This is a genomic window from Sulfitobacter sediminis, from assembly GCF_040811725.1.
Taxonomy (GTDB): Bacteria; Pseudomonadota; Alphaproteobacteria; order Rhodobacterales; family Rhodobacteraceae; genus Sulfitobacter; species Sulfitobacter sediminis.
Map to the genome: position 1 here is coordinate 24,808 of NZ_JBFNXX010000020.1, position 13,298 is coordinate 38,105.

Here is a 13,298-nt window from a genome sequence, read left to right on the forward strand (position 1 = left end):
AGGCACGGGAGGATAGAAGATGAGCAAGAAGAAACGCGTATTCGACATCGACTTTGACGAGGTGAATGTCACCCCCGCCGCAACCGTCCCCGCGGGGACAGAGGCGCGGCGCGGGCCGATGGCCGCAGCGATCACCGAGAACGCCGAGGCGCTGACGGAGCGGCAAAAGGCAGAGGCGGCGATAAGGGCCGAGAACGATGCGCTGGCGCATGAGCTGGTGCGGCTGAAGAAGGCGGGGCTGATCACGGATCTGATCCCGCTCGACCAGATTGCCACGACAAAGCTCACCCGCGACCGCAAGCCGGGGCGCGACCCGGAGATCGACGAATTGAAACAGTCGATCCGCGAGATCGGCCTGTCGAACCCCATCCGGGTGGAGCCGGTCGGCGACACTTACGAGCTGATCCAGGGCTTCCGCCGGTTCACCGCCTACTGCGAGCTTTTCGAGGAAACCGGCGACGACACCTATGCCCGCATCCCCGCGGGGATCAACGCCAAGGGCGAGAACCTGCTGCGCCTCTACCGGCGCATGGTGGATGAAAACCTTGTCCGTCGCGGCGTGTCCTTTGGCGAGATGGCGCAGCTGGCGATCAACTACAAAAGCCAGGCGGAAGAGGTGGAAAGTTACGACCATGCGGTCGAACTGCTCTTTGCCTCGTCGGGCCGGCAGAAGCGGTCCTACATCAAGCATTTCGTGCGGTTGCTGGCGGACACCGACGGGCGGATCGTGCATGTCGATTCCATCCCGCGCGCGCTTGGGCTGCAGGTGGTCAAGCGGCTGGATGAGACGCCCGAGGCCAAGGGCATCCTGAACCGTCTGCTTGCCGCGAAGGAGGAGCGGACGCCGGAACAGGAACAGGCGCTGATGAGCGACTTCGTGCAGCAGATGTCGGCACCCGTGTCAAAGAAGAAGATGGGCCGGCCGCGCAAGGCCAAGACGACATTCCGGCTGGAGCGTCCCGACGGGGACGCGAAATGCACCGTGTCGGACGGGCGGATCGAATTGCGGCTGGAGCGCGATTTCAGCGGGCTTGAACGCAAGCGGCTGGAAGCGGCGGTCGAGGCCTTTCTGGGCGCGCTGGAGGAGTAGGGGCAAGGGTCGAAGCCCCGGATCAGGCCTGGGGCCCGGTCCGGCAGGATGACGTCATAACCAGTCGTTTGCGCCCCGGACATGTTCCGGGGCGTTTTCTTTTTTTTGGCGGCCAAAGCAGTGTCCCCGCGGGGACAGATCTACTAATTACAATAATATCAATCGCTTACGGCATTTTCGCGCAAAAAGTCCGCCATCGCGGCAAAGACCGCTTCGGCGTTCTCTTCGTGGGCCAGATGTCCAAGTCCCGGCAGGGACATCATCTTGCAATCCGGTATCCTTGCCGCAACGTCCCGCGAGGTCGAGGGCGGCACCGTCCGGTCGTTCTCGCCGACGATCAGCAGTGTCCTGGACGGATGAGAGGGCAGGGCACGCTGGAGCGGGGTAAGGTCCCACTGCGCCATCATGGCAAGCGTGCCGTCCACGTGCGCCTCGTCACTGACAAGCGCGCGGTACCAGCGCAGGTCTTCCGATGGCAGGTCTGAGCCGGTGCCCTTGATCAGCCGCGTCACGGACCCGGGACGGGACGTGGAGGCGGTGAAGAGCCGTGCGACCCATGGCGTCATGGCAAGCGCCTTGGCCATCAGTGGAAAAAGCACACCGGCCAGCCCCTTGAAGGTGCCGAGTGCGGCGTTCAGGCCCACGACAGGCGGGGCAGGGGAGCGGTGTTGCGCCATCTCCAGCGCGATTGCGGCCCCCGCCGAATGGCCGATCAGAACGGCGGGTTGCCAGTCCTGATCAAGGCAGAGACCGGTCAGGTCCTGCGCCATGGGCACCAGCCCCATGCGCTGCTGCGCGCCGCTGCGCGTGAAACCCTGTCCGGGCAGGTCCACGGCCACCACGTGGTAGTGTTGCGCGAGAAGCGGCATCAGGTGCCGCCAGCTTTGCGTTGCACCACCCGCGCCGTGGATCAGCATAAGAAGCGGCCCTTCGCCCATCTCCTGCACATGCCAGCGGTGCGGCTTGCAGAAGACAAAGCGGGAGTGCGTGGCATGGGGCCAGCTGTCCTGATGCCGCTCCCAGTCCATTCAGGCGCTCAGCGCGCTGCTGACGGTCTCCGAGAGGCTCTTGGCATCTGCGCGGGGAAGCGAGACATAGCGCCCCCGCAGGGACGCGGAGAGGTCGCGCAGGGCGCGCTCGGGACGGCGGCCAGTATCGATGACGATGGTGTCGATGGCTGCCTGCGCGATTTGCCGGGCGACGCGCGTTGCGTCCTGCGCCGCCTTCGCCCGGTCCGGAACGCCGTCGAGGGCGACGTTCGCACGCCCGTCCGTCAGAACGATCAGAACCGGGCTGAGGCCCTTTCGGGCGGCGTGCTGTGCTGTCTCTAAACCTTCCTGTAGACCCGAACCCAACGGTGTGCCGCCGCCACCGGGAAGCTCTGCCAGCCGCCGCTTGGTTTGCACCAGTGAACGGGTAGGGGGCAGCAGCATTTCCGCCCTGTCGCCACGGAAGGCAATGAGCGCCACATGGTCGCGGCGCGCGTAGGCCTCGGCCAGCAGGAGTTCCACGGCGCCCTTGGTCTCGGCAAGGCGGGCGAGGGCGGCGGAGCCCGAGGCGTCGACAGCAAAGATCAGCAGGCGGTCGGAAAGGTCTTCGTAGCTTCTGTAGCGCAGGTCGGAGGCGCGGATCACCGGGCCTGTGCGATCCGGCTGTTCAGACCGGCGCAGGGTCTGCCAGGGGACGGCGGCGCGCAGGGTGGCGATCAGATCGACGCGGGCTTCACCCCGCCTGCCGCCGGTGTCGCGGGCGGGCAGGGGACGGCCCCGGCGGTTGCCGATGCGCTTTTGCCCCGCGCCGCTACCAGATGCATTTTTGCCAATGTTAGAGACTGTTTTGTCCAGAAGATCAGCGGGCAGGGCGGTCTGGATCGCGGCCAGTAGAAGGTCCTGGGGCAGATCGAGCTGTCCCGGGTGTTTCTCTTCTGCGGGTTCGGTTTGCTCCTGCCGGGTCTCCTCGGGCGCGGGGGGCTCTTGCGGCAGGCGCGTGGCGCGGGGGGCGAGGACCAGCTCGGCGGCGGCCATCAAGTCCGCGTCCTCGACCGACATGTGTCCCCGCAGGGCCGCATGGGCGCGGGCGGTGTTGAGCGCGAGGCCGGGCGCGCGCAGGCTGGTGATGCCGAGGGTCACGGCAAGGGTGACGAGATCGTTCAGAACTTGCTCGGGCACGGTCACATCGCGTGGATCGAGGGATGTGGTTTCCCCTGCATTTTCGCTCGCAATCTCGGCACGAGAGATACCTTCGAGCGATATGTGAAAGGCCAGCCTGTCTGTTAGCGCTAAAGGCGTCGGTGCCTCGTCCTCCGCATGTTCGTCAAGAAGGACCAGCGCGTTGCCGATGCGGCGATCGAGCATCGCGGCAAGGGACGCGGCCATCAGCGGCGGCGCGCGTTCGGCCATTGTCAGCACAAAGGTCTCGCCGTAAGCGGAGAGCAGGCCGCGCTGCCTGACCAGCGTGCCTTCGGCAAGGCTCGCCGCGACATCGACGCCGCCCGTTAGTGTATCGGGGGACATCGCAGGGTGCAGGCGGGTCGCGTCCGCGGGCAGGAGGCGCGTGAAAGCGTCTCTGACTGGGCTGGCGCGGGCGTGCAGGGCGATTCCGCCAAGGCCATCAGGGTCGATCTCCAGCAGCCTCAGGGCCGTTATCGCGCGGCCCCAGGGGGTCATCCTAGCACGTCCTCGACAATCCGGGCGACACGCGTCCCGGTCCCTGCCTCGTCCAGCGGATCGCGGCGCAGGCGGTGGCGGAGGGCCAGGGAGGCCACGTCGCGGATGTGCGAGCGGGTGAGCGCGGTATCATCGCGGTATGCGGCATAGGCGCGCGCGGCCTTGAGCAGCGTGAGTTCGCCGCGCAGCCCGTCCGAGCCCAGCTTGACGCAGAGTTCGGCCAAGTCGCGCAGGCTCTGTTCAGGGGTTTTCAGCTTTGTGAGGCTTTTGCGGGCCTTCAGGATCCTGTCGCGCAGGGCGGCATCTTCGGCCTGCCAGCGCAGCATGAAGGCGGTGTGGTCGGTCTCGTAGGCGTCGCGTCGTTTGATCACCTCGATCCGCTCGTCGATGTCGGTAGGGGAGGCCACGTCGACACAGAGGCCGAAACGGTCGAGCAGTTGCGGGCGCAACTCGCCTTCCTCGGGGTTGCCGGAGCCCACGAGGACAAAGCGGGCGGGGTGCCGGATCGACAGCCCCTCGCGTTCGATCACGTTCTCGCCTGATTGGGCGACGTCGAGCAGCAGGTCAACGATGTGATCCTCCAGCAGGTTGACCTCGTCGATGTAGAGATATCCGCGGTTCGCAGCGGCCAGCAGACCGGGCTGAAAGGCCTTTTCCCCCTTAGTCAGGGCCTTTTCGATATCGAGCGCGCCGGTGACGCGGTCCTCTGACGCACCCAGGGGCAGGTCCACCACGGGCGTTGGTATTTGGTGCGTCGCCTTGTTGGTGACATTGGCCCAGGCCGGGCAATCACCCAGTTTTTCGGAGTTCACGGGGCAGGCCTTGACCGCCTTGATCGGCGGCAGAAGGGCGGCAAGGGCGCGGACGGCGGTGGATTTCCCGGTGCCCCTGTCACCGAAGACCAGAACGCCGCCGATGGAGGGGTCGATGGCGGTGAGCAGCATCGCGCGCTTCATCTCGTCCTGGCCGACGATGGCGGAGAAAGGGAAAGGTTGTTTCATCGTAGAACCTCTTTCAGAGGGGATTTGCCGCCCCAGGTGCCTTCGTCGCCCAAGAGCGTGAAGCGGGCGTAGAGTTCTTCGCGGAACCAGCCTTCGTCACGTACGGAGCGGATGGCTTCGGCGTGGGGGCCGGTGCGTGCGAAGTTTGCCATCCGGGCTGCGTCGGGCCAGATGGAAAAGGTAACCTGATGCAGCCAGGGCACCTCGCCGATGCCGATCTTGAACAGGACGTTGGGGTCCTGGCCGATGACCGTTGAGATATTCGGCACGCGGCCCCAGAAACGGGCGAGGATGCCGGGTTTGATCGTGGCGCGGGTGAGGGCCGCTAGGGGGCCTTGTGAGGTGGTCGCGCTTGGCTCAAAGGGGCTCACGCCGGACCAGGCGCCGCGCGCGGTGTCGGCGGACATGAAAAGGGTCCAGTGTTCGGCGGCTTTCGCCCGGTAGCGGTGGAACACGGGCGTTTCGGCCAGTGCCCTGCGGGCCGTTGCCATGTCGGGCCAGGTGCAAAGGACCGCGTAAACGCCGAAATTCGGAACCGGTGTGAATCCTTCACCGGTGCCCGAGCCGCAGAGTTTCCAGAAACCGATGCCGGGGACGCGCGCCATCGCAGGGCGGGCCAGGCCCATCATGGCCAATGCCCATGCGCGGGCGAACGCGCCCTCAAAGCGGTAGAGGCTGAGGCTGACCACCTGTGTCACGGTATCCGAGTCCCTTCGGCTGTCAATCAAGGTTTACATATCATCAGTCGTTTGGGAAGGGACTCCCGTGGATGATTGTAAATTAAACTAGACAGATGTAGGGTTGAGAAAGCTGACAGGGTGACTCAATGACAGGTGACGCACGTGCGATTGTGATCGGAGCCGGGCTTGGCGGACTGGCGGCAGCAATGCGGCTGGGGGCCAAAGGCTATGCGGTCACGGTGCTCGACCGGCTCGACAAGGCGGGCGGGCGCGGGTCGTCGATCACGCAGGATGGGCACCGCTTCGATCTTGGGCCGACGATCGTGACGGTGCCGCAGGTCTTTGAAAAGCTCTGGGAGGCCTGCGGACGCGATTTTCACAAGGACGTCGATCTGCGCGCGCTCGATCCCTTCTACGAAGTGCGCTGGCCTGATGGCACGCGGTTCGAGGCCAGCGGCGATGAGGTCCGGATGGAAGCCGAGGTGGCGAAGATCGCGCCGGGCGAGGTGGCGGGCTATCGGAAATTCCTCAAGGATTCGCGGGCGCGCTATGTCGTGGGGTTCGAGGGGATGGTGGCCGAGCCGATGCATCGGCTCTGGGATACGATCAAGGTGTTGCCGACCTTCGCCACGCTCAGGGCGGATCAGTCGATCTATCGCCTTGCCGCGCGGCGGTTCCGGGATGAGAAGCTGCGGATGGCGTTCTCCTTTCATCCGCTCTTTATCGGCGGCGATCCGATGCATGTGACCTCGATGTACGCATTGGTCGCGCATCTGGAGAAGGAATTCGGCGTGCACTATGCCATGGGCGGTGTGCAGGCGATTGCCGACGCGATGGCCCGCGCGGTACGCGCGCAGGGCGGCGTGATCCGGCAGGGCGCGGAGGTCGATGAGATCCACGTCGAGAATGGTGCCGTAACCGGGGTGACGCTCGTGGGTGGCGAACGGCTCCACGCCGGGCTGGTGGTGAGCAATGCGGATGCGGGGCATACCTATGACCATCTGCTGCGCAATCATCGCAAGCGGCGCTGGACGGCGGCCAAGCTGCGCCGGCGGCGGTGGTCCATGGGTCTTTACGTCTGGTATTTCGGGACGAAGGGGACCAAGGGCATGTGGCCCGATCTGGGCCATCACACGATCCTGAACGGACCGCGGTTCAAGGGACTGTTGCGCGACATCTTCATGCGGGGAAAGCTGGCCGACGACATGAGCCTCTACGTGCACCGGCCTTCGGTGACGGATCCCTCCGTGGCCCCGGAAGGCGACGACACGTTCTACGTGCTGTCGCCGGTGCCGCATCTGGGTTGGAAGAACGCGGTGGACTGGACGCATGAAGAACCGGTTTATCGCGAGCGAATTGCCAGGGTGCTGGAAGGCGTGATGCCGGGGTTCCGGGAGCGGATGAGCACGGAACTGGTGTTCACGCCCGAAACCTTCCGCGACCGCTATCTGTCGCCCTACGGGGCCGGATTCTCGATCGAGCCGCGCATACTGCAGTCGGCGTGGTGTCGTCCCCACAACGTGAGCGAGGAGGCGCGGGGCCTGTATCTTGTCGGCGCAGGCACCCATCCGGGCGCGGGGCTGCCGGGGGTTGTGTCATCGGCGGAGGTGCTGGGCAAGCTCGTGCCGGATGCGCCTGTCGTTGCGGATCAGCCGGTGCGGGAAGACCCGCACGGGATGGCGGCGGAATGATCTCGCCCGCCGATATGTCGCATTGCCGCGAGGCGATCCGGACCGGGTCGCTGTCTTTTCACACGGCCTCGAAGCTGCTGCCCGCCTCGGTCCGCGATCCGGCGCTGGCGCTTTATGCTTTCTGCCGTCTGGCCGATGACGAGGTCGATGAGGGGGATCAGAAGGCGCGGGCGGTTTTGACGCTCCGCGACAGGCTGGATGCGGTCTATGCGGGGCGGCCCCGGAACGCGCCGGAGGACCGGGCCTTTGCCGCCATAGTCGAGGCATTCGACATGCCGCGCGCGTTGCCGGAGGCGCTGTTGGAGGGGCTTGCCTGGGACGCGGTGGATCGGCGGTATGAGACCCTGTCGGGCGTCATGGACTATTCCGCGCGCGTGGCCTCGGCCGTGGGCGCGATGATGTGCGTGCTGATGCGGGTGCGCGACGCGGATGCGCTGGCGCGGGCCTGCGATCTGGGGGTGGCGATGCAACTGACCAACATCGCCCGCGATGTGGGCGAGGACGCGCGGGCCGGGCGGCTGTACCTGCCGCTGGACTGGATTGCGGAGGCGGGGCTGAACCCTGAGGCCTTCATCGCGCAACCGCAGGCACTGCCCGAGACGCGGCGGATGGTGAAGCGGCTGCTGGCCGAGGCGCAAAGGCTCTATATCCGGTCTGAGGCAGGCGTGCCCGCGCTGCCGTTGCGCGCGCGGTCGGGGATATTCGCCGCGCGGCTGGTCTATGCCGGGATCGGGACGGAGGTGCGGCGCAACGGGTTCGACAGCGTCACGCGGCGCGCGCATACCTCGAAGGTGCAAAAGCTTGGATGGGTCATGCAGGCGGGGCTGCGGGCGGCGGGGACAGTGGTCATGCCGCGCTCCCCCGTCATTTACGCCGCACCGCTGCCCGAGGTGGCTTTCCTGGTTGACGCGGCCAAGTCCGGGCTAACTGGTGCCACACAGGGCCGGGCGGCGGCGCTGCTGCACGTCCTGGCGGAACTGGACGGGCGCGTGGGATCATCGCAGATGGCGGCGGAATAGGCCGCGAAAGGGAGCGGTCATGGATTATTATCTTTTCGGTATCTTCCTGCTGGCCTGCGGGGCCGCGGCGGCCACGGGTGCGGTCTTCCAGCCCGGGCGCTGGTACGAGACGCTGGAAAAGCCCCCTTGGACGCCGCCCAACTGGATGTTCCCGCTGGCCTGGACGACAATCTACCTACTGATCTCGTTTGCCGGGGCGCGAGTTGCCGTGCTGGAGGGCAATGCCTATGCCATGGCCTTCTGGGCGTCGCAGGCGGCCTTCTCGACCCTCTGGACGCCGATCTTTTTCGGGCTGCGGCGGATGAAGGGGGCGCTTCTGGTGATGGTGCCGCTGTGGCTGTCGGTGGCAGGGTGCACGCTGGCGAACTTCCAGCTCGATTTCCTCGCGGGGCTGGCGTTCTTGCCCTATATGGCCTGGGTCACGGTGGCGGCGGCCTTGAACGCCTCGGTCTGGCGGCTCAATCCCGGGGTGAAGCCGATCGTGCCTGCGGATCTTTGAGTGGCCGGTGGGGTGAACCCCACCTTACGGCGGTATGGTTGACGTATCTCTCTTTAGGGAACGTTGACTGGGGCTCTGCCCCAGACCCCGGGCCTTTATTTGGCCAGAAAGAGGGGGCGGGTTTCAGAAGCGCCAGCGGGCGCGGCGGGGAACGCGGACGGCCAGCATGGGTTTGAGCAGCGGATTTGCGTAGCGGTCGAGATCGAGGGCCTCGTGGACACCGCTTGTGCGTTCGCCGTTGATTTGCGTCTCGACCACCGCGCGGGAATAGAAGGGGGCATCCAGCATTGCCTTGGTCTGGCGCGGGGTGACGCCGTGATCGGCACGGGTTTCGCGGCGCAGCGCCCAGAGGGTGCGTCTGAACGGTGTGCGCGGGGGCGCGTCGATCGAGGCGGCCTGTCCGTCGCCATTGAAGGCCACGGCGGCCTCGAGCGCGGTGCCGTCGCGGCGGGCCGCGTCGTAGAAACAGGTGGCGCCGGACTGGGTGGGATAGCGGCCCCAGGTCCAGTAGCTGAAGTCATGTTCCAGCGGGCGGGTGCCGAAGTTGGCGTCGAAATAGCCGTGGCCGGAGAATCGCCAGCCATTCGCTTCCAGATCGACGGTGATGTCGCTGACCGGGGCGAAGGGGCGCCAGACATGGGCGCCGTCCTCGGTGAGCGGCAGTTCGACGTCGGTGATGGCGGCGGGTGTGACGGTAATGCGTCCGCGCATGCGCGAGATGAGGGGGAGGGAGGAGACCTCGTCGATGTCGATGGTGAGGTGAGTGCCGTCCCAGTGCAGGGACGAGGGGCCGACGGTGAAGGTCTCGGGCGTGCTGCGCAGGGCCGTTGTGCCGCGGTCGGTCATGGCGAAGCGTCCGCCGGGGCCGTAGGTGGCGACGTTGATGCAGCAATGGTTCGCGGGGTTGCCGCGCCCCGACCAATGGTACCAGGGTGAGAAAACAGAGCCTATGAAGGCGATGACGGAGACGGCGCGGCTGCCATCGTCGGAGACGCCGTCGATGTACCACCAGGCGTAGCCGCCGGGCGGGGGGCGGAGGTCAAAGAAAGGTCCGCCGTGATCGCCGCGGCCGCATGCGCGGCGGAGAGCGTCGCCATTGGTATGCCCGCCCCCGGGTGCGCGCCCCCGCCCACCAGGTAGAGCCCCGCTATCCGGCTGCGCGCCGTGGGCCGGTGAAAGGCCGCCATCGTTCCGTGCGGGGATCGCCCGTAGAGCGACCCGTTCGAGGCCGGGAAGAGGGCCGCGAAGTCCTGTGGCATCGTGAGTGTTTCCGGCCCCGGTTGCGGGGTGAAGCGCAGGCCGAAGGCCGCGAGGCGGTGCATTGTCGCTGAGTGACATCTCTCTTGCTCCTGTGCGGAAGGGGCGCTGCCGTCGGGGGCAGGGGGGGCGTTCATGATGATTTCGAAACGTTCCGGGCCATCAGGCATGGCGCCGCCGAAACGGTCCTGGGCGCAGATGTAGAGGGTGGCGTCTCGCGGCATCCTGCCCTCTGCGAGCGCGCCGAATTCCTCATGCGGATCGGCGCAGAAAAGCACGTTGTGGCCCGCGAGGGGGAGGCCGGTTGCCCTGGCGGCGAAGCTGTGGACATAGGCGGACAGGCTGCGCGGTTCGCTGGCGGGAGGCGGGACGGCCTTGCGAAGGTCTTCCCCCAGATGGCCCTGTGCCAGCGCGCGGGGATCGCCGTTGAAGAGAACCGCGTCGGTCGGCGTGCGGCCTGTTTCGGTGATCACGGCGTGAGGCGCGCCGTTCTGCATCTCGATCCGTTGGACGTGTGTGTTGAAGTGGAAGGTGGCGCCGAGGTCTGACGCCCGTTGTGCGATGGCCTGGGCGAGACGATGCATGCCGCCTTCGACGTACCAGACGCCCTGCGCCTCGGCGTGTGAGATGAGGGCGAGCAGGGCAGGGGAGGCGTCGGGGCGGCCGCCAACGTAGGTTGCGTAGCGGCCGAAGAGCTGCGCGAGCTTGGGTTCGCAGAATTGCGCGCCGAGGCTGCGGGCGAGGGTGCGCAAGGGGTCCATCTTGGGGATCAGGCGTGGCTGGCGGATGACCGTGGCGGTGAGTGAGCGCAGCGAAGGGGCAGGCGCGCGCATCATCGGTGCGTCAAAGGCGTCGAAGAGGTCTGCGGCGCGATTGGAGAAGGCGGTGAACTCGGCGGCTGCCCTTGGGCCGAGAGTCGTGCGGATGTTCTCGGCGCTCTGCTCCGGATCCGACATCAGGTCGAGGCGCGTGCCGTCGGGCCAGAAGTGGCGGGCGAGGATGTCTTCGCGATGCAGTGTCACGTGGTTGGCGAGCGCGCTGCCGGTCTCGGCGAAGAGCGCTTCGAAGACATGCTTCATGGTCAGGACAGTGGGACCTGCGTCCACCGGACCTGCGGCGGTGGGCAGGGTGCGCATCTTGCCGCCGGGCTGTGCATGACGTTCGAAAACCGTGACCCGCGCGCTGGCATGGGAGAGGCGCAGGGCGGCGGCCAGACCACCGATGCCCGCGCCGATCACGGCGATATGCGGGCGCGCGACTGTCACGGGGAATAGCGGCTTTGGGATTCCATAATGTCTACTTTAGTTGACACATAGCATGTCATCAATAGACTACAGATGACACCCATAGGAGAGTCGCCATGGATTTTGCCCCCCGCATCGACGCTGCCATCAACAGCGCCATTCGGCAGGGGCAGGCGGCACCCTCGCCCGCCAAGCTAGCCTCGGCCCTTCATTACACGGTGACCCCGGGCGGTGCGCGGATCAGGCCGTCGATCCTGATGAGCGTGGCGATGGCCTGCGGGGACCGGACGCCTGCGCTGACCGATGCGGCCTGCGCGGCGCTGGAGTTAATTCACTGTGCCTCGCTTGTGCATGACGACCTGCCGTGCTTTGACGACGCGGACGTGCGGCGGGGGAAGCCGTCGGTGCATAAGGCCTTCGGTGAACCACTGGCGGTGCTGACCGGCGACAGCCTGATCGTGATGGCATTCGAAGTGCTGGCGCGGGCGGCGGTGCACGATGCCGCACAGGCGGTGCAGCTGATCCGTATCCTTGCCAACCGGACGGGAATGCCGAACGGCATCTGCGCGGGGCAGGGGTGGGAGAGCGAGGCGGAGGTTGACCTGCGCGCCTACCACCGGGCCAAAACCGGGGCGCTTTTCATGGCGGCCACTCAGATGGGCGCGGCCGCGGCCGGAGAGGATGCGGAACCCTGGGAAGAACTGGGGGCACGCATCGGTGAGGCATTCCAGGTGGCGGACGATCTGCGCGATGCGCTTTACGACGAAGAGACGCTGGGCAAGCCGGTGGGGCAGGACGATCTGCACGGGCGGCCCAATGCGGTGACGGAGTTTGGCGTGCAGGGGGCGATTGCCCATATGCGCGAAATCCTCACGGGTGCCATTGCCTCGATCCCGAAATGTCCGGGCGAGGCGATGCTGGCTAAGCTGGTGACAGCGCAGGCCGAGGTTCTGACCCCGATCAAGTGGCGCGCCGGGCAACAGATGACGCCGGGCGAGTAATGGCGGATGTTCCGGCACCGACGGGCCCTGCAAGGCGGTCGCGGTTGCCGTCCTTTCACCAACTGGTCGCGACGCGCGGTTTCCAGAGATGGGCGGCGCGGTTTCCCCTGACGCGGCGGCTGGTGCGGCGCGAGGGAGAGGCGCTTTTCGATCTGTTGGCGGGTTTCTGCCATAGCCAGGTGCTGATGGCGCTGGTGCAGCTCGACATTCCCGAAACGCTTATGGCGGGCCCGGTGGCGGGCCGAAGCCTCGCCGCAAGGACCGGTGTGCCAGAGGAACGGATGGCGGTGCTCTTGCGGGCCGGCGTTGCGCTTGGCTTGCTCAAGGAACGGCGCGGCGGGTGCTTTGCCCTGACGCAGAGGGGGGCGGCGCTGGCCGGGGTGCCGGGGCTGCAGGCGATGATCCGGCACCATGACGTGCTCTATCGCGATCTTGCCGATCCGGTGGCCTTCTTTCGCGGCGAGACGGACCCTGAGCTGGCGGGGTTCTGGCCCTATGTCTTTGGTGGCGAAGTCGATCCGCAGGTGGCGGCAACCTATTCGGACCTCATGGCGCAAAGCCAGCTTCTGGTGGCTGACGATACGCTGGACGCGGTGAGCCTGAAAAACGTGTCGCATTTGATGGACATCGGCGGCGGTACCGGCGCGTTTCTTGCCGAGGCAGGGAACAGGTATCCGGCCCTGCGCATGACGCTTTTCGATCTGCCTGCCGTGGCACCTCATGCCGAGGCGCGTTTCGCGCAAGCCGGTTTGACCGGGCGGACGCGCGTGGCAGGCGGATCGTTTCGAAGCGATCCGCTGCCGGAGGGGGCGGATGCCATTTCGCTGGTCAGGGTGCTTTACGATCACACGGACGAAACCGTGGCGGCCTTGCTCTCCAAGGTCTTCGGGGTGCTGCCGCCGGGTGGCCGGCTGATCATCTCCGAGCCGATGAGCGGCGGCAGGCGGCCCGAGCGGGCGGGGGATGCCTATTTCGCGATCTATACGCTGGCCATGGGGACGGGAAAGGCGCGCAGCGCTGCCGAGATTGGGGCGATGTGCCGGGCGGCGGGCTTTGAAAAAGTGCAGGAATTCAGTGCACGTAGACCTTTCATCACGCGTTGTCTGGTTGCGACGAAGGGCCGCAAGGCAATGTCCAATTAGGTTGACAG

12 protein-coding genes are annotated in these 13,298 nt (G+C 66.4%); 6 read left to right on the top strand and 6 right to left on the bottom strand.

All coding sequences use genetic code 11. The features are described from left to right. Positions 1–19 precede the first annotated feature (19 nt). Positions 20–1,090, top strand: a complete 1,071-nt coding sequence (locus AB2B41_RS19185; RefSeq protein WP_367879440.1) for a ParB/RepB/Spo0J family partition protein — start codon at positions 20–22, stop codon at positions 1,088–1,090. A 158-nt stretch (positions 1,091–1,248) separates the two neighbouring features. On the opposite strand, the gene bchO is transcribed toward AB2B41_RS19185, so the two are convergent. From bchO to crtA, 4 genes are read right to left on the bottom strand one after another with little or no spacing between them, the layout of a single operon-like run. Further along, positions 1,249–2,118 (bottom strand): alpha/beta fold hydrolase BchO, encoded by an 870-nt coding sequence (bchO, locus tag AB2B41_RS19190; protein WP_367879441.1) that lies wholly within the window; start codon positions 2,116–2,118, stop codon positions 1,249–1,251. Further along, the gene (locus AB2B41_RS19195) at positions 2,119–3,756 is read right to left on the bottom strand and encodes a magnesium chelatase subunit D (protein WP_367879442.1); all 1,638 of its coding nucleotides are present in this window, start codon (positions 3,754–3,756) and stop codon (positions 2,119–2,121) included. Beyond that, positions 3,753–4,757 (bottom strand): magnesium chelatase ATPase subunit I, encoded by a 1,005-nt coding sequence (bchI, locus tag AB2B41_RS19200; RefSeq protein WP_367879443.1) that lies wholly within the window; start codon positions 4,755–4,757, stop codon positions 3,753–3,755. Before bchI ends, AB2B41_RS19195 begins: the two co-directional genes overlap by 4 nt. Next, positions 4,754–5,455 (bottom strand): spheroidene monooxygenase, encoded by a 702-nt coding sequence (gene crtA, locus AB2B41_RS19205; protein ID WP_367879444.1) that lies wholly within the window; start codon positions 5,453–5,455, stop codon positions 4,754–4,756. The genes bchI and crtA overlap by 4 nt, the downstream gene beginning before the upstream one ends. A 128-nt stretch (positions 5,456–5,583) precedes the next feature. Between crtA and AB2B41_RS19210 the strand changes: the two genes are divergently transcribed. From AB2B41_RS19210 to tspO, 3 genes are read left to right on the top strand one after another with little or no spacing between them, the layout of a single operon-like run. After that, on the top strand, positions 5,584–7,128 hold the full coding sequence (locus AB2B41_RS19210) for a phytoene desaturase (RefSeq protein ID WP_367879445.1): 1,545 nt from the start codon (positions 5,584–5,586) through the stop codon (positions 7,126–7,128). Next, positions 7,125–8,147 carry a 15-cis-phytoene synthase gene (gene crtB, locus AB2B41_RS19215; protein WP_367879446.1) on the top strand — a complete coding sequence of 341 codons (1,023 nt, stop codon included), beginning with the start codon at positions 7,125–7,127 and terminating at the stop codon, positions 8,145–8,147. The genes AB2B41_RS19210 and crtB overlap by 4 nt, the downstream gene beginning before the upstream one ends. Positions 8,148–8,166: 19 nt before the next feature. Beyond that, complete coding sequence (gene tspO / locus AB2B41_RS19220) at positions 8,167–8,646, top strand: tryptophan-rich sensory protein TspO (RefSeq protein ID WP_367879447.1); 480 nt, start codon at positions 8,167–8,169, stop codon at positions 8,644–8,646. Positions 8,647–8,769: 123 nt separating this feature from the next. Here the strand turns inward: tspO and crtC are convergent, their stop codons facing one another. After that, a complete protein-coding gene (gene crtC, locus AB2B41_RS19225) occupies positions 8,770–9,648 on the bottom strand; it encodes a carotenoid 1,2-hydratase (protein WP_367879465.1) in 879 nt (292 codons plus the stop codon). Further along, positions 9,594–11,168 (bottom strand): 1-hydroxycarotenoid 3,4-desaturase CrtD, encoded by a 1,575-nt coding sequence (gene crtD / locus AB2B41_RS19230; protein WP_367879448.1) that lies wholly within the window; start codon positions 11,166–11,168, stop codon positions 9,594–9,596. The genes crtC and crtD overlap by 55 nt, the downstream gene beginning before the upstream one ends. Positions 11,169–11,263: 95 nt before the next feature. On the opposite strand from crtD, the gene AB2B41_RS19235 reads away from it, so the two are divergent. Continuing rightward, positions 11,264–12,148: a polyprenyl synthetase family protein gene (locus tag AB2B41_RS19235; protein ID WP_367879449.1), complete on the top strand. Its 885-nt coding sequence runs from the start codon at positions 11,264–11,266 to the stop codon at positions 12,146–12,148. After that, complete coding sequence (locus AB2B41_RS19240; protein WP_367879450.1) at positions 12,148–13,290, top strand: methyltransferase; 1,143 nt, start codon at positions 12,148–12,150, stop codon at positions 13,288–13,290. The genes AB2B41_RS19235 and AB2B41_RS19240 overlap by 1 nt, the downstream gene beginning before the upstream one ends. Positions 13,291–13,298: the final 8 nt, after the last annotated feature.